This window comes from Pseudomonas sp. H11T01 (assembly GCF_048515765.1).
In the GTDB taxonomy this organism is placed as follows: Bacteria; Pseudomonadota; Gammaproteobacteria; order Pseudomonadales; family Pseudomonadaceae; genus Aquipseudomonas.
The window spans coordinates 40,920-56,664 of sequence record NZ_JBLYED010000031.1; the positions used below are offsets into that span (position 1 = coordinate 40,920).

Sequence of the window (15,745 nt, forward strand, 5' to 3'; positions counted from 1 at the left end):
AAATGCTCCTTTTAGAATGTGGCCTGAAGGTTGAAATGCAGGCGCGAATCGTGTTTTTGCGTGTTCGGCCCGTCCAGCAGCGGATACCCCCAATCCAGGCTGCCGGACAGCCATTTGCTCAGGCTCGCGCGGGTGCCCAGGCCGACACTGGCCAGGGCGTAATCGGCGTCCTGATCCGGGAGTTCGTCACGCAGGTACAACTGCGCACCTTCGGCAAAGGCATAGACACGCCACTCCTGAACGTAAGGGCCGAGGTACTTGGCGAAGGACGGCGTGCGCAGCTCCTGACTCAGCAGGACCCCGTCGTCACCGGTGCGTTCGGCGGCCAGATAGCCGCGCACCGAAGTCGCGCCGCCGGCAGAGAATTGCTCGTTCGAGACCAACGGCCCGGACGCCAACTGGAACGCGGCTTTGCTCGCCGTCTGCCAGTCGCTGGCGAAGGTGTAGGTGTAATGGGTGTCGCCCTTGAGCACCGCGAAACTGGGGCTGGCGCGGTAGCGTTTGTAGTCGAAGTCTTCGTCGGAACTGCCGTAGCCGAACAGGCTGCGGGTGCCCGCCACCAGGCTCAGGCCAAGGCCCAACTGGCTGCTTTCGGTGTAGCGAAAGCCGTTGTAGGCGAAGGTGAACGGTGCGTACTTGAGCGGTACCTTGTCGCTTTCGCCGCCGAGGGTCAGTTGCTCGTCGAAGTCCTTGAAGTCGATGCCGGCGGACAACGAGTTGGACCAGTTGCCGCTGGACGGCAGCGTGTAGATCGCCGAAACGCCATAGGAATGGCCTTTGCCCAGCACGTTGCTGCCGCCGATGGTGGCGACGTTGCTGTCGGACTGATAACCGGAGAACTGCACACTCCAGCGCTCGTTCAACGGCGCGGTGTAGGAACCGGACCAGACCTTGGCGTTGTCGGTGTCTTGCGGCGCGGTGAAGAACGTCAGCGAGAGGCTGTGACCGAGCTGCCAGAGGTTGTTGTAGCCCAGGCTGGTGACGGTGCGCAGCTTTTCGGTGTCGGCGCTGTAGTCGTTGTTCAACCCGACGCTGGCCTGCCACGGGTTCTGGTCCTCGACCTGCAAATCCACGTCCATGGTGCCGGGACGTTGGCCCTCGCGCACCAGCGGCATCACTTGGCGGCCGGGGGTCTTGTTCAGTTGCGCCAGTTCGCTCTGGACCTTGCTGAAGTCCGGCACCTCGCCTTCTTTCAGCGCTGGCACGTCTTCGCGGATATCCAGCGGCGAGTAGTGTTTGGCACCGACCACCCGCACCCGGCCGACCTTGGTTTCGCTGACTTGCAGGTAGACGATGCCGTCCTCGACCTTCTGCTCGGGCAACTCGACGAACACCGACTGATAGCCGCGCGCCTGATAGGCTTTCTGCAACGCTTCGCGGGCGCCTTCGATGTCGGTCAGGGCCTTTTGCGGGCCGAGAAACGGGTACACCGCTTCTTCGATGGCCCGAGCGTCGAGCACGGTGTTGCCGCGCACGAAGTACTCGTTCACATCGACCAATTTGCCTGGCACGGCGTCCTCGGCCAACACCGGTTGCGCGCTCGCCGCCATCAGCAGCCAACCCCACAGCCCTAGCCGCGTCTTGAAAAGATGCTCCACACCACCCCCTGAATTCGAAATGACCGTCGCCGTTTGCCCGGCGTTTGGCCCACTCAATTGCTTGCTGTCGATGTCGCGGCGTGTTTGCCCAGCCATGTGTGCAACAGCGCGAAGTTCAAGGAGAACTCCGGCATTTGCAGCAAGGCACCGCAGAACACTTCGCCAATGATTTTCTGGATCAGTTGCACCGCCCGCGGGTTGTTCAGCAGGGCGGCGATGTCGTGACTGAGGACGCTAAAGCTCCAGACCTTTTGATTGAGGTCCAGGCCGACGAACCAGCGGAACAGCAGGTTGTAATTGAGCTGCTCGTAGAGTTGCTGCTCGCTGGGCACCGAATACAGCAGTTGCAACAACAGGATATGCATGACCGTTTGCGGGGCGATGAGCATGCCGGGCTCGGCGTTGAGGCCGGCCAGGACGTCGCGATGGTCATCGAGCAAGTCATCGATTTGTGGGCGCAGCAGCACCAGCGAATGGCCCGGCGGAATGTAGCTGGACACCTCTTTCAGCGCGCCCTGCCAGTCATCCTGCGACACGATCCCGACCCACGGCGCGCCGTAGCGATACACCGAAACCGGCTTCTTGCGCGCGGCTTCGACGATCTTCGACAAGCGTTGATCAAGCTCTTGCATGCCCACTTTCGAGTAGCGTTCCATAGTCCCCATTGCCTCACTCCCGGCGTCCCGCCTCGGCTTAAAAAAGTGGCCCTTGGGCCCCCTCAAGCGCGTCACATAGGCATGACCGGACTGGCGAAGTGCTACCGAACTTTTGTCATGAAAGCTTCATATCGGATTGAGGATGGAGGGTGGCTGATCCACCGCTTTCGCGAGCAAGCTCTGCTCCTACAAGGGATCTGCGGTGCACACAAATTTTGTGTACGACGATGACCTCCTGTAGGAGCGAAGCTGCTCGCGAAGGCTGTTTGTCATCCAATATTGATATTGACTGACCCACCGCTTTCGCGAGCAGGCTCGCTCCCACAGGGGATTACTGTTGAACGCAGGTTCTGTGTTTACTGAAGATCAACTGTGGGAGCGGGCTTGCTCGCGAAGGCGTTGGTCCAGGCAACCCAGCACTCAGCTGAGCACCACCACCCCACCCGGCAACTCGGTACAGGTCGCGCCATACGCATCGCGAATCAGCAACGCCACGCCCGCCAATTGATCCAGGCTGAACCGCGCCTGAACCTTGCGTTTGCCCAGCTCGGTGTTGAGCAGCAACAACATGCCTGGCCGGTAGCGGTTGATCTCGTCAATCACTTGGCTCAACGTCGCGTCATTGAACACCAACACCTGCCGACGCCAGGCGATCACGTCGGAGGTGTTGACGGCTTTCGGGGCGCTGACTTGTTGGGCGCTGTAGGTCAGTTGCTGGCCGGATTCCAAGCGAATGCGCTGGCCTTGCACGTCTATCTGCAACGCACCCTCCAGGCAGGTGACGCAGACGCTCTGGTCGGTGTTGCGCAGGTTGAAGCGCGCCTGGCTGGCGCTCAACCACCCTGCCCCGGCCTGCACTTTCAACGGTGTGGTTTGCCGCGCCAGCACTTCGACTTCGCCGCTCAACACCTCGATACTTTGTCCACCGTCGGCCAGGGTTCGGCGACTGACGCGGGTCTGGGTGTTGAGTTCCAGGCTGACGCCCTCGCCCAGCTCGAATCGCCGCTGTTCGCCGACTTCGGTGATGTAGTCCGCGCCGATCCCGGAAAAGCCGCCCGGCACGGTGTATCGCACCAAAAACAGCGCTGCCGACGCGGCCACTGCCCCCCCCAAAAACGCTCGCCGCCCAAAATGCCGCGGCGCTTGCATAGCCTCGGTGGCCGGTTTCAGGCTGTGCCACAACGCCTTGCTGCGCTCGAAGGCTTGCACGTGTTCGGCGCTTTGCGCGCACCACTGGCGCAAGTCCCGGGCGTCGGCGACGGTGGCTTGGCCAGAGGTCAGCAGGATCAGCCAGTCCCGGGCTTCGCTGTGCAAGCGATCTTCGGGTGAAGGCTCAGGCGATGGGAAACGGAAGATGTTCAAGCGCGGGGATACTCACGGATTAGTTCATTCTCTTCTATCAAGACGGTTTTCCTGCCCCGGGACCGAACCGCTGAATCACTTTTCTTTCCAAACGGGCCGCGCAGTGCCCCAACGCCGCTTTGATTTCCTTCTCGACCATGCGCGTGGAGATGCCGAAACGCTGAGAGATTTCCAGGTGTGGGGCTTCTTCCAGGCGCGCGGCGATAAAGATTTTACGGCGTCGCGCGGGCAGCTCGTAAAGGGCCTTGAGCAGGGTCTGGATTTCCTTCTGCCCGCCCACCACCCGCGCCGGGTCCTGGGCGTCGTCGGACATCTGCAAAAGTTCCTCGACTTCACTGCCCGTCAACAGCCGCGCATCGGCCTGGCGACGGTCGGCGGCGATGTTCAGGGCCATGCGATAGAGGTAAGCGTTGGGCTGGACGATGTTCGGCGGGGCTTCCATGCGGTCCACCCGCAGGTAAGTTTCGTGCAGCACGTCGTTGGCCAGGTCTTCGGAGCCGAGACGGCGGCGCAGGCGCACCTTGAAATCGTCGTAGGACGTCAGGAACAACCTGACCATCGAACTCTGTCCGCTGTCTTTCATGCCCCGAGGGCTCCTTGCTGCTGTGTGCATTCCATGCGTTTTCCTGATGAGTCCGGTACGAGAAGCAGGGTCACTGGCTGGCGCAATGAGCTGGGCGGCGAACGTTCGATCCTGAGGTGTTGCACGCTGTCCACCAGCGCCGCATCGCGCTGATCATTACCGCTGGAAGTGACCAGCCGACTGTGTTGCACCGCGCCATCGCGGCCGATCCACACTTGCAGCAACGCCCGATAACCGCCAGGGCGGGTCAAGGGCGACGCGCACAATCGACGCTCAATGGCCGATTGAATCGCCAGTGCATAGCTGCTGCCGACCTGACTGCTGCCACTGGCGGCGGCACCCGGCGGCAACGGCACTGGCGCAACTTGTGCAACCTGCAAGGTAAACGCATCCGCGCGCGCGTAACGCGCCATCAATCCGGTGCCGACAAGCAAGGTGTTCAAGGCTTGAGTAGCGGTTAAGCGGCCCTGAACCCCGATCGAACGCCGACCGCGCGTCAACTGGCGATCCACGAGCACCGCCATGCCGCTGCTGCGGCTGAACGCGTCGAGAGCACTGCTCAGCTCCTGCGCCGCAATGTCGTAGGTGTTCCAGGCCTGGGGCGGCGCGACTTCGGCGCGGGCCGGCATCAGCCACATCAACAGCCACAGGCACACCACGCCGCGCAACACGCTTCGAGCCCTGAACACTGAACCACGATGCCCGTCCCTGGCTCTGCCTCGCTGCACGGATGACGTACCCCTGAAAACCGTCATCCTGAGGGCTGTTTATGACTCTGGTGTGACGATCGGTGCAAAAAAACCATCACGGGGCGGTCAAGGGCTTTGCACTAGACTCAACCCCCAGAACGGCCCAACCGGGTCGGCCAGGAGGCCAGTGATGAAGCCGATAGTGAGTGGGGTGGCAGGCGTGCTGCTGATGGTGGGCGTGAGCGCGGTGCAGGCGGAACAACCGCCGGGGTGTGTCGAGGTCAGTGTCGGTGGCTACAAAGCGCCGGACTACGGCTGCCTGAGCCAGCAGATGGGCAACAACCCCGAGGGCGCGACGGCGGCGCAGAAGAATCAGGAGGCGATGAACGACCCGGTCAACAAGCGCCCGCCCAATCAGCTGGGGCTGGCCACGCCGGCGGCGACCAGTACGCGGATGGGCAATACCTTTGGCACGTCGGTGAAACCGCAACGGCCGGCGCCGACTGTCGGGACTTCCCCGTTGCTGATAGGCAAGTGAACTGGCCCTGCATTAGTGCTGAATTAAGCACAATCCTTGTGACAAGGGGCCTTTGTGGCGAGGGGGTTTGTCGGAATGCCGCATCACCCGGTTCGGCTGCGCAGCAGTCGTAAATCCAGTCCACTTAGTGGGCCGGGAAGAATGCAGGGGGCCGCTTCGCGACCCAACGGGGGCAAGCCCCCTCGCCACAAAAGCTCGCTCGCCACAAGGGTTGTCACTCAGGCCAAGCGATAATTTCAATCGCTGGGGGTTTGGCGGAAGCTCACGGCCAACCGATTCCAGCTATTGATCGTGGTCACGGCAACGGTCAGGTCCACCAGCTCACCTTCACTGAACTGCTCCCGCGCCAGCGCATAGACCTCGTCCGGGACGTGGCTTTCGGAGAGCAGCGTCACCGCTTCAGCCCAGGCCAACGCCGCCCTTTCCCGGGGGGTGAAGAAGCTGCTGTCGCGCCAGACCACAATCGAGTAAAGACGCCGATCCGTCTCGCCGAGGCGCCGGGCATCCACCGAGTGCATGTCGGTACAGAACGCGCAGCCATTGAGTTGCGAGGCGCGGATTTTGATCAGGTGCAGCAAGGCCGGTTCGATGCTCAGGTCGCTGGTCTACGCTTCCATGGCAATCATTGCTTTCATCGCTTTGGGCGAGGCGCTGTAGTAGTCCAGGCGGGGATTCATGGCAGAGCCTCGTAGCGCGGAAATAGGTGTATTCACGGCAGGCGCTGATGCGCAGGCGTTACAGATCCAATTCAACGAAAAATCCAGGGTCCATCCGGACTTAGGCCAATTCAGTCCTATTTGCCCACGCAACTTCTATGCGACGGCGCAATGGGGGTAATCTTGCGCGACCCACAGTCGCCTCAGGAGCCCCGCCGGTATGGAACTTCACGTTGTCATCAACGGCCGCAAGGACTTGGCAGGCCAGTTGTACCAACAACTGCGCAGCGCCATCGAAACCGGCCGACTGGCAGCCGGCACGCAACTGCCGCCCAGCCGCTTGCTCGCCGAGCAGTTGGGGATTTCGCGCAAGACCATTTCCGACACGTACTCGCAACTGACCTACGAAAACTTCCTGACCGGGGTGATCGGCAAAGGCACTTACGTCAACGCACGCCCGGCAAAAATCCAGCGCAAGCAGAGCCACTCGGAACTGGCCAGCAGCGAGGTCATCGAGTCCTGGCGCAATCTGCCGGTGTTCCTGCGTCACCCTACGCTGGAGGGTTCGCTGCGCTACGACTTTATCGGCGGCGCCACCAGCAAAGGCCAGTCCCCCCTGGACGACTGGCGGCGCTGCACCTCTCACGCGTTACGCCAGATTGCCGGTTCCAAGGGTTTCTACAGCCTGCCCGAAGGCCTGCCGGCGCTGCGTCATGCGATTGCCCGGCACATCGCGTTTTCCCGTGGGGTCAATTGCCAGGACGAAGACGTGGTGGTGTGCGACGGCGCCCAACAAGCCCTGGACCTGATAGCCCGAGTACTGATCCAGGCCGGCAGCCTGGTGGCGATGGAAGACCCGGGTTATCCGCCGGCTCGGCTGCTATTCGGCAGCCACGGCGCCACGGTGGTCGGGGTGCCGGTGGACGCCGAGGGCATTCAGGTCGACTTGATTCCCGACGGCACGCGGCTGATTTATGTCACGCCGTCTCATCAATTCCCACTGGGCATGCCGATGAGCCAGGCGCGTCGGGTCGCCCTGCTGGAACGGGCCTATGAGCTGGGCGCGATCATCATCGAGGACGATTACGACAGCGAATTTCGCTACGAAGGCCGGCCCACTGATTCGCTGCAAAGCATGGACGAGCGCGGCATCGTCGCCTACGTCGGCACGTTCTCGAAAACCCTGCTGCCAGAGCTGCGGCTGGGCTACACGATTCTGCCGCCCGCGATTCTCGAAGCGGTGATCCGCGCCAAGCAACTCACCGACCTGCACACCTCCACCCTGCCGCAATGGGCGCTGGCCAAATTCATCGCCGAGGGTTGCCTGCTCAAGCACATTCGCCGGTGCCACACGATCTACGCCGGGCGCCGCGAGCGGCTCCTGGCGCGCATGGCGGGTGATCTCTCACCCTGGTTTGAGGCCGTGCCGACTGTCGCCGGGTTTCACATGGTGGTGCTGTGCAAAGTGCCCATCGACATCCCGTTGATCATCGAACTGGCCAGAAAAGTCGAAGTCGGGCTCTATTCCATTGAAGGCTTTTTCTATCAGCAAGCACCGCGTGCAGGGCTGCTCATGGGGTTTGGCGCCGTCGAAACCCTGGACATCGACACCGCGCTGGACCGTTTGCGCGACATTTTGCGGCAGGTGGCCTGAGGCATTGGTCTGGGGCTTTATCCGGCGATTGGCTATTGGCGGTCCGGTGGTGCAGGCCTATTCTGCATGGGCGTTATCCCTCAATGAGCAGGATTCGTCCGGCCTGATTCAGGAGTGTGAGCAATGTCCAACGAAGTGATCAATACCGTACAGGTGCAGGCGGCGGCAGGCCGCTCGGAAGAACTGGGCAAGCAACTGCAAAAGATTGTCGAAACCCTGCGCGAACTTCCAGGCTGTGATTCCTATATGGTCGACCGCTGCCCCGAGGACGACAACCGCTGGACAGTCAGCGCCCGCTGGCAATCGGAGGCGGCGATGCAATCCCATTTCAACTGCCCCGAAGTGCAAGGCTTTATCGGCCTGATCGACAGCCGCCTGGCCAATGCCGTGGACTTCAACAGCTTTCCGATTGTGTAAACCTCTCCGACGCGTTCGCGAGCAGGCTCGCTCCCACATTTGATCGCATTCCTCTGTAGGAACTCGGTCACCTGTGGGAGCGAGCCTGCTCGCGAACGCGTCAATATTGCCACCTCACTTCTACGCCAGAAACCCGGGAATTGGTCCCCTCACCTTCCCGAAAATTGGCGGTTTTCGCGCCCCGGCCCGAGGCTTACTGTGGTCCCTGACAACTATCCCCCCAGGTGATCAACCATGAAAGCTTTGAGTTTACTCGCCGCCCTGGCCCTGACCGTTTCTGCTTCGGCCTTCGCCCACGGCCCTTCGGAAAAAGTCACGGTGTTGCAGGACGAGTTGCTGCAAAACGTGCCCGGCAAAAAGGCCATGATGATTGAGGTCGACTACAAGCCCGGCCAATCCTCCATCGCCCATAAACATGACGGCACAGCCATGGCGTACGTGCTGCAAGGCCAGGTGATTTCCCAGGTCAAGGGGCAGAAGGCGATCACCTACAAGACCGGTGAGTACTGGTATGAACCGGCCGGCTCCGAGCATCTGGTCTCAAAAAACAGTCAAGGGTCTTGATGTCAATTGCGTTGGCATAAATCATCGCAGGCTCAAGCGAAAATTCGGCGTTGTTCATCGACGAGAACAGCTGGATGTTAGGGAACGCCGCGTATTCCAGACGTCCTTGCACAACGTTACCGTTATAGTCGCCATCATTATCCCTGAGCACATGGATCTTGGTGCCGATCTCCTTGCCCACCTCGATGAACGTCTTGAACCCCACACCGCGCACTACGATGATATCGATCCCGTCCTGCTCAGGCAGTCGGTTATGTTTTCGCTGGTAGATTTTCTTGAGCACCAGTTCATCCGACGGCCCCTCGACCAGGATGACCTTGCCCGACAGTGCCACCCGCAAGGTGTCGTAGCCAGGGAGACGCTTGAGGGTCTTTACCACTTTGGGGTCTAGCGTGTGCAGCCTTTTGTACCCTGACTGCACAAGGCAAATCCTGTCGATACTCAGCTTGTTCAACACATACGAGCTGTGGGTGGTCAGGAACAGCTGCTTGTCGCCCCGCTGGGTTTCGATGTAGTGCACCAGCTTGTTCAGATTGGTGTGAGACAGATGGTTTTCGGGCTCCTCCATCATCACCAGATCGATGTCGTGGGATTTGTTCTGAATGGCCAGTTTGATCTGCACATTGCTCTGTTCACCCTTGCCTATGAAGTGAAACGGCACATCATCGACCTCAAGCTGCAGGCCGGTCTGTATGGAACCTGCTGGTAACGTACTTGCTGCAATGGTGAGCTTGCTATCAGTGATGAGGTGATCCGAATCAAGGCTGGCGTTAACCGTCTTGACCTCCCCGGAGTTGTTAAACACCTGCAGGTTTTCACGATAATTGAGGGTCAGCTTGACGAGCTCTTCCTTCGCCAACGCGGTGTTGAGGATGCTCGATATGTACTGGTTCTTCCCCATGGTGGGGTGGATGCGTGTGGGGTCGATGTACAGCGCCTTGAACTTCTTGGCTATCGGCTTTATCGGGTTCCAGCCGAAATCGAGCCATTCCACCTTATAGAACTCGATCGGAATGCTGGTGATGTTCGGCTTGGTCAGCAGGTGGCTCTCGTACACAGCCTCCAGCGACGGGTCGAAACAGGCTTGTACCACGACGCCCTGGGCGTCAGCCTTGAGGCTGTTGTTCGAGCCTCGGTACTCAGGCACACCGTCAATGTAGGCCTCAATGATCAGACTGGGCAGGTGCTTGGAGCTCAAGTCGGAGGCGAGAAACCGAGTGACTGCGTCTTGATTGAAAAGATCAGGGGAGAATTCGCCGTTGAAGGGCCGTCCGCGATGGTTGTAATTGAGCACAATTTCCATTGCTTCCAGGATTGTGCTTTTACCGGCATTGTTGTCGCCGACGAAAATATTGACGTCGTCGTTGAACTCTAGAAGTTCGTCGCGGAATTTTTTGAAGTTGATCAGCTTGATCGATTTAACGTGCACTCTAAATCCCTCTAGACATCGTCGTGATGGCGCATCGCCACGACGATAGAACGGTACCTTGGGTAGCGCCGGCTGTCCATATGACGAATGGCAACGAATACTAGCCTACGGAGAAGGTTGGCCCGAGTGCAAAGACCATAATCTCATCCCCTATTCAGAAGCTGCCTTAGTTGCATCGCCACCTTGCTTTTTTTCCATATATTGAACCAGACCTCATTGGTCTGCCCTGCCCCTAAGCTTTGAACGCATCCTCCGCCGCTGCGCCACCGCGCGGATGCGAAAGAGGCAGAAGAGGTCGCGCTCGATGAGGAAGAAAACGACTTCCGGGCGATCAACGGCCTTATTGACGCCATCAGGGGCTCCGGCTTCCTGCCTGCGCCTCTTTCACGTACCAATGGGGTGCCGGATGGCACCACCGTGGTATCGACCTACCTCGACGAGATACGCACCACAAGCACGGCAAAATTTCTTCCTATCATCACTCGGACACGCGTCGGCGAAAAGCACTTGGAAGTCTCCTGAGTGGATGCTCAGTATGGAAATGCTCCACGGTGGTTCGAGTACCGTGAGGGCCTGTGCAGGATCCAGACAACCGCGAAATTGCTGACGAAAGACGAGGCGCAGCAACGGGTCACACAAGTGCTACTCGCGCCCACGGCGGTAGCGACACGCCGCTGATGATCTACATGCATTCGGGCCTGAAGAAGATCTATCCCGTCTCACTGAAGGGCCAGGCAATTGACTCCCCAACCTTCCAAAGAAGGCCTAGGCCATCCGCGCGCCAAAGAACCTCTTACGAGAGGTGAGCTGATCTTAATTTGCAACCTTCAGGCACGAAGGTAGCGGACGCGACATGAAGTAAGTGGAGATGTAGGCTGCACTTCCCGCACACTTGGTTACTCCATGAGTACACTGACCTTCGAGTCCGCATCACCGCTTCCGACATGGACTACTCAGGTGATGGGTATCGCGTTCAGTTACACAGCTACTGCCCGCTGAAGGGGTACAAGCGGTGCCTCGCTCCATCCGACAGCATGTACTCCACGCGTAAGTCCTGCCGCCCAACAATCGCTGCCAACATAGGCCTCCCATCTCTCCGAGAGGCCGCAAGCTTCTGCCACTCGCTGATATCCAGGCCAGATGGCGTCGGATGATCTTCAGGGTGCGTGTGCCACTCCCCGACATACCTGACCAGCCCGTTGCTATCTCGCCACCGGCGTTCGGCGATGCCTTGATGGCCATCGAGCAAGCGCTCGAAAAAGTACTTCAGCCGACGATCCTTTGGCGTGGGTACCGTGGCCTCTAGGATCTCCAGGTGGATACCACGAACATGACCAAGCAGAATGCCGCCCGCCTCTGCGTCCTTCTCGCCTTGGATGTACCGCTCGAAGACTTCGATCACCTGTGGAGCGAAATACACAAGCCGTTCGCTGGCTGGATCTTTCCAGGCGTTTATGAACCGCATGCGGGGCACCCTGGTCGTGGAAGGATCGTGACATCCCCCGTGGCAGGATCATGCGCCCGGCTGATGACGCGAGTGGATAAGGGAGCCCACAACGTGGCCCCTACCCAAGCCAAAGCAGCATCCAGGCCTAACGCTGCTGCCTGAACAGACACCGATGCAGGGTACGCCACGTACTGTCCCTCACAGCCTCCTCCAGCGAGGATCGGACGCACACCTCCGGCTACTGAAAGGAACCGCTGCTCGGCTTCGTAATCGCATAAGCAGCGGTAACAGCCCTCAGACCGATGCTGCTTGAGAAGCGCCCGCACTGCCTCACCAGAACCTTCAATCCAGACATGAAGGAGCGGAGTCTGCCATCCGCCATTCGGCAGACTACCATTCGCTTGTTGACCAGCCAGCCAGTTCCCGAGGCCCTGCTCACCGGTCGCATCGATGATCAGGTCGAACCCTGCAAGGTTGACCGAAAAGGCGTCCTCCGGGAGGGCCCTGACGTTTGCTGAGGGCATCCCGATTTTCAACTCTGTGACTAACCCTTGCGCCTTGTTCAGTTCTAACCGATTGGCGCCGAGTCGGTGACGTCCGATATTCCCAGGAGCAAGCTTCTGATTGTCGATCAGTTGCAACTCACCACCGCCCGTGCCGGCACCCGCCTTAACCAGCAAGTCCGCAAGGTAGCCGCCAATGGTTCCGCAGCCAACCAACGCAATCTTCTTGCCTGCGAGCGTTTTCTGCCCGGGAATGTTGCGCCCTACAATATATCGATCGTCCATCCTGACCATCTGCATCAACTCAATAGGCGCTTCGAAGATAGGAGTACCCTGATCCGCCTTGGATGTGCGTTTGTATTTCTGAAGATCTGTCACGAGAAACCCATACTGGATCGTAGGTGCGTCAATAACTACGACAATGGCTTGCTTGTCAGCACGGTAGGCCTTGATGATTCGGGCCAGGATCTTCCGGCGACATGGAGGATCCAGTTTCGATTGCCAGTCTAGAAGTTCACCGACAGTCTTTGGCGGCCAGGCACCAATCAAAGGACGAGGAGGAACCTTCGTCGTGATTTTTGCCGTGACTCCAAGGAGCGCCTCGACGCGACCTGCTCGGTAAGCAAACTTTGATTCTGCGCGTGCCAGATCATCGGTGAAAACGAGCCCCTGCCCTTTACCCAGACTCAGCGCCGCAACTTCGCCTGATTCAGGCCTCTCGATGTCGGTGTAGCAGTAGTCACCACGCCAGAACGCGAAGAACTCCTCCTCCAGATCATCCACCCGCTCTTTGGCCATGATCTGATCGAGAACGACCGCCGCCCGCTTCAGGGCAGCGATCGTTTGGCTGATAGGTCTGTACATGTCAAACACGACTGTCCCCTCCGCTACATAGCAAAGAAAACCATCCGGCCCAACATGCGGCGCAAAAGGAAGCAGAAGCTCCGACAACGGATGCTGGAGAATGATCGTCGGGAACGAACGAAGCTCGCGGTCAATGAATACGTCGCACGGCACCAAACCAAAGCGCGTCTCCAGCGCGCCTTCCACTGCCAGGTAGCCCGAAACGTCCTGGGATTTCTTACGACGGAATCCCAGGGGCTTAATTGATTGCAGCAGCTGAGGGATCACCATTGACCATCAACCCGACTTCGAACGTTTCAGCATTTCCAGTTCGCCGGGCTCCGGATCAACAGCCGCCATCGCCGCTGGCAGCGCTGCCACAGGCTTGTCATCAATCAGATCCGGCCGGTTCGGGAAACGATCACCCAACATCTCCCGCATCCAGCGACAAGCTGACACCTTTGCCTCAGAGCTCGCGTTGATCGCAGCATCAAGGTACTTCTCGAACGTTTCAAACTTCTCCGCCGCCGCTTGGAGCTCATCCTCGGACATCGCGGCCGTGAGGTAAACCTTGGAATCAATCGGGCTTAGAACGCCATCTCGCAGGGCCTTTGGGATGCCCCTCACTACGTTGAGCAGTGCCTGGTCATCGCGCTTGCTCTCGAGTTCGAAGAGTGGGCAGGCGGCCGCCATCAGCAGAATTGAACTAGGCCCTTTATCATCCCAGTGCTGATCACGGAATCCCTTAATGTAGCGGATCACCCGGCGCAACTGTTCGCCCTTGTCCTGCACCTCCAACTCGAACCACTCCTTCATCGCCAGAGGGTCGGACTTGATCCAGCCACGATCGCACGCGAGCAAGATCTTGTCGGACGGGAGCTTCTTCCAGCTCTGGGTGGCGGCAGTGGCATTGATACCGTCCATGACTGGAACGCCACGCGCTTCCATACCCGCCTTCAAGAGCATGTACTGCACATCAGGGATCGCATAGAGCGGCAGGTCGATATGTGCGTAAGTCGAGATCACGACCCGCATGCAGTTGGGTTTGCGCTCCAGCGACCAACCGTTGACGTCGCACAACGGCTTCAGCACCTCGCGCACCGCATCAAAGAAGTCATCAATCGCCAGGTGGGGCTTTTCCTCCTCCTTCATGATGCTCAGCGGTAGGTACACCCCGTCGTCAACATCAGACTGTTGCGGCGGAGTCTGGCACGGGCGATTCAGCGTCTTGTACGCCCAGGAGCCTTGGATGTAAAACTTCGGCTCACACGTCTCACCTTCGTAACCTTGGTCCCGCAAGGCTTGGGGTAGGCCATCACGTAGTGCTTGGCGAATGTCCTTCCGCGCCGCGTCGATCTTCTGCTTCTCGTCGGTCGTGAGATCCAGGGACTTCAGAAATGTCGGGTGATCGGCGACGGTTCCGTCGCCATCGGGACGGTCTTTGGTGGTGTACAGCAAGGGGCTCAGGTTGGGCATGAAACATCTCCAGTCGATGGCTAGTGAGCACCGTGCCTGTCTTCATGCTAACCCTCGCGATGGGAACCCTTTCCCAAGAACCAACCTCTTCCGTGCTGCCACAAACCGGCAATGGATTCGTAGCCAAATAGCGCGCAACTGTAGCGAAGCGGACACAAGCTGGATCCAATACTGCCAGACACCTACATCTTGTGCAATACATGGGGCAACATAGGCAAAAAACACCACATATTGTGTAATCGCCACACGTTGGCTGTACTAGGTTGTGGCTGAGACCCTGAGAGCAATGCGCTGGGAGCAGCACCTTGATTATGACGGCTTCAGGCGAAGTGCCGATAACCGAATGCTCCCGGCAACCCCACAGTTCGCTACTGGAATCCGCCCCTGTTAAGGAGGGAGCTCCAGCCGAGCGCCTCCCCCTCGAAAAGTGCTTCGAATAGGCGCCAGAAAGAGAGGGGTAACCAAATTTTATGATCGGCCCAACCAAGCTGGCCTGGCGAAGGCGCCAAGGCAGCGACTAACTCACTTCAGTCGCTCAAAGAAAATCATACCCGCTGTATTCAAGCCCTTGTTCCAGTTCCGATTCGTCCAGTACTCCCCATCAAGAGTTACCCCCCCATTCTCGTCATGAACCTCCACTCGCGCCGAACCATGATGGCAGCCGCTATCCGTTACCTCCGGATTCCGGGTGACGTTAAGGTATGAGTAGTTGAGTTCAATGGTTCCGTGCTCTGGATCGCGCCGTACGCCCACGATCGTAGTGCTCGACTTTGAGTACTTATCATCAGACTCAAACTTCATCCGCACGCTGAACAGGCGGGATGTGATGGTGACCTTGCCCTGCTTGTCGAAAAGCGCATCGCCAGCCGGTTGCCCCGTTAACTGCCTGACCACATTCCAGTTCGACCGGATGGTTACCAGCCAGTCTCCATCAATGGGAGGGAAAAACTTCCGGACCAAGGGCAGCTTGCAGATCCAGGGGAACATAGGTGTCTGACCCACGCCAAGCAGGACAACCGTTGCAACACCTACCGCTACTTTGGCTACAGACCAAAAAGCTGAAAAGTCACTGAACACCTCAGGCAGGCGCCAGAAGCTCAGCACCCCGAAAACGATGAAGCACAATAGGGCGAAGTAACCGAGACATTTTTGAATACCAAGCACCTGATACATGAACACACCTCTGCAACAAGCCAGCAGCCACAGTACACCGTTATGCATAACTGGCGCACACTCTGGGGGGCATTATAGAGCGGTTTTTTTGTGTGCCAGCAGCCTTCCAATACCGCCACATTCCTGACTCGATCGGGAGGGCCGCAAGCGTCCTGCC

General features: G+C 59.0%; 13 protein-coding genes and 2 pseudogenes. 4 read left to right on the forward strand and 11 right to left on the reverse strand.

Annotated elements, in window-relative coordinates:
• Positions 1-11: 11 nt before the first annotated feature.
• The 5 genes from ACN1C3_RS28425 to ACN1C3_RS28445 all read right to left on the reverse strand — a co-directional run bounded on the left by ACN1C3_RS28425 (position 12) and on the right by ACN1C3_RS28445 (position 4,927).
• On the reverse strand, positions 12-1,598 hold the full coding sequence (locus tag ACN1C3_RS28425) for a ShlB/FhaC/HecB family hemolysin secretion/activation protein (protein WP_419119050.1): 1,587 nt from the start codon (positions 1,596-1,598) through the stop codon (positions 12-14).
• A gap of 53 nt (positions 1,599-1,651) precedes the next feature.
• Positions 1,652-2,263 carry a transposase gene (locus ACN1C3_RS28430; protein ID WP_419119051.1) on the reverse strand — a complete coding sequence of 204 codons (612 nt, stop codon included), beginning with the start codon at positions 2,261-2,263 and terminating at the stop codon, positions 1,652-1,654.
• Between the two features lie 411 nt (positions 2,264-2,674).
• The gene (locus ACN1C3_RS28435; RefSeq protein WP_419119052.1) at positions 2,675-3,616 is read right to left on the reverse strand and encodes a FecR family protein; all 942 of its coding nucleotides are present in this window, start codon (positions 3,614-3,616) and stop codon (positions 2,675-2,677) included.
• A gap of 37 nt (positions 3,617-3,653) precedes the next feature.
• Positions 3,654-4,199 (reverse strand): RNA polymerase sigma factor, encoded by a 546-nt coding sequence (locus ACN1C3_RS28440; RefSeq protein ID WP_419119053.1) that lies wholly within the window; start codon positions 4,197-4,199, stop codon positions 3,654-3,656.
• The gene (locus ACN1C3_RS28445; RefSeq protein ID WP_419119054.1) at positions 4,196-4,927 is read right to left on the reverse strand and encodes a secretin and TonB N-terminal domain-containing protein; all 732 of its coding nucleotides are present in this window, start codon (positions 4,925-4,927) and stop codon (positions 4,196-4,198) included. Before ACN1C3_RS28445 ends, ACN1C3_RS28440 begins: the two co-directional genes overlap by 4 nt.
• Positions 4,928-5,117: 190 nt before the next feature.
• Here ACN1C3_RS28445 and ACN1C3_RS28450 point away from each other — a divergent pair, with 190 nt between their 5' ends.
• On the forward strand, positions 5,118-5,426 hold the full coding sequence (locus ACN1C3_RS28450) for a hypothetical protein (RefSeq protein WP_419119074.1): 309 nt from the start codon (positions 5,118-5,120) through the stop codon (positions 5,424-5,426).
• A gap of 236 nt (positions 5,427-5,662) precedes the next feature.
• Here the strand turns inward: ACN1C3_RS28450 and ACN1C3_RS28455 are convergent.
• A pseudogene (locus ACN1C3_RS28455) lies at positions 5,663-6,103 on the reverse strand (carboxymuconolactone decarboxylase family protein).
• Positions 6,104-6,302: 199 nt separating this feature from the next.
• Between ACN1C3_RS28455 and ACN1C3_RS28460 the strand changes: the two are divergent.
• The 3 genes and pseudogenes from ACN1C3_RS28460 to ACN1C3_RS28470 all read left to right on the forward strand — a co-directional run.
• Positions 6,303-7,736, forward strand: a complete 1,434-nt coding sequence (locus tag ACN1C3_RS28460) for a PLP-dependent aminotransferase family protein (protein WP_419119055.1) — start codon at positions 6,303-6,305, stop codon at positions 7,734-7,736.
• Between the two features lie 123 nt (positions 7,737-7,859).
• A complete protein-coding gene (locus tag ACN1C3_RS28465; protein WP_419119056.1) occupies positions 7,860-8,153 on the forward strand; it encodes an antibiotic biosynthesis monooxygenase family protein in 294 nt (97 codons plus the stop codon).
• A gap of 234 nt (positions 8,154-8,387) precedes the next feature.
• Positions 8,388-8,714, forward strand: a pseudogene (locus ACN1C3_RS28470) (cupin domain-containing protein); the annotation flags it as partial.
• On the opposite strand, the gene ACN1C3_RS28475 reads toward ACN1C3_RS28470, so the two are convergent.
• The 5 genes from ACN1C3_RS28475 to ACN1C3_RS28495 all read right to left on the reverse strand — a co-directional run bounded on the left by ACN1C3_RS28475 (position 8,638) and on the right by ACN1C3_RS28495 (position 15,588).
• Positions 8,638-10,146 (reverse strand): ATP-dependent nuclease, encoded by a 1,509-nt coding sequence (locus ACN1C3_RS28475; RefSeq protein WP_419119057.1) that lies wholly within the window; start codon positions 10,144-10,146, stop codon positions 8,638-8,640. The pseudogene ACN1C3_RS28470 and the gene ACN1C3_RS28475 sit on opposite strands and share 77 nt — an antisense overlap.
• Before the next feature lie 985 nt (positions 10,147-11,131).
• The gene (locus ACN1C3_RS28480; RefSeq protein WP_419119058.1) at positions 11,132-11,611 is read right to left on the reverse strand and encodes a Mov34/MPN/PAD-1 family protein; all 480 of its coding nucleotides are present in this window, start codon (positions 11,609-11,611) and stop codon (positions 11,132-11,134) included.
• Complete coding sequence (locus ACN1C3_RS28485) at positions 11,599-13,230, reverse strand: ThiF family adenylyltransferase (protein WP_419119059.1); 1,632 nt, start codon at positions 13,228-13,230, stop codon at positions 11,599-11,601. Before ACN1C3_RS28485 ends, ACN1C3_RS28480 begins: the two co-directional genes overlap by 13 nt.
• A gap of 6 nt (positions 13,231-13,236) precedes the next feature.
• Complete coding sequence (locus tag ACN1C3_RS28490) at positions 13,237-14,415, reverse strand: CBASS cGAMP synthase (protein WP_090454269.1); 1,179 nt, start codon at positions 14,413-14,415, stop codon at positions 13,237-13,239.
• Positions 14,416-14,937: 522 nt separating this feature from the next.
• Positions 14,938-15,588 carry a hypothetical protein gene (locus tag ACN1C3_RS28495; RefSeq protein ID WP_419119060.1) on the reverse strand — a complete coding sequence of 217 codons (651 nt, stop codon included), beginning with the start codon at positions 15,586-15,588 and terminating at the stop codon, positions 14,938-14,940.
• Positions 15,589-15,745: the final 157 nt, after the last annotated feature.

What these genes read in the sequence shown, in the direction of transcription:
- ACN1C3_RS28430 (WP_419119051.1), bottom strand. Translation starts at nt 2,263, where the DNA reads ATGGGGACTATGGAACGCTACTCGAAAGTGGGCATGCAAGAGCTTGAT.
- ACN1C3_RS28440 (WP_419119053.1), bottom strand. Translation starts at nt 4,199, where the DNA reads ATGAAAGACAGCGGACAGAGTTCGATGGTCAGGTTGTTCCTGACGTCC.
- ACN1C3_RS28450 (WP_419119074.1), top strand. Translation starts at nt 5,118, where the DNA reads ATGGTGGGCGTGAGCGCGGTGCAGGCGGAACAACCGCCGGGGTGTGTC.
- ACN1C3_RS28460 (WP_419119055.1), top strand. Translation starts at nt 6,303, where the DNA reads ATGGAACTTCACGTTGTCATCAACGGCCGCAAGGACTTGGCAGGCCAG.
- ACN1C3_RS28465 (WP_419119056.1), top strand. Translation starts at nt 7,860, where the DNA reads ATGTCCAACGAAGTGATCAATACCGTACAGGTGCAGGCGGCGGCAGGC.
- ACN1C3_RS28480 (WP_419119058.1), bottom strand. Translation starts at nt 11,611, where the DNA reads ATGCGGTTCATAAACGCCTGGAAAGATCCAGCCAGCGAACGGCTTGTG.
- ACN1C3_RS28485 (WP_419119059.1), bottom strand. Translation starts at nt 13,230, where the DNA reads ATGGTGATCCCTCAGCTGCTGCAATCAATTAAGCCCCTGGGATTCCGT.
- ACN1C3_RS28490 (WP_090454269.1), bottom strand. Translation starts at nt 14,415, where the DNA reads ATGCCCAACCTGAGCCCCTTGCTGTACACCACCAAAGACCGTCCCGAT.
- ACN1C3_RS28495 (WP_419119060.1), bottom strand. Translation starts at nt 15,588, where the DNA reads ATGTATCAGGTGCTTGGTATTCAAAAATGTCTCGGTTACTTCGCCCTA.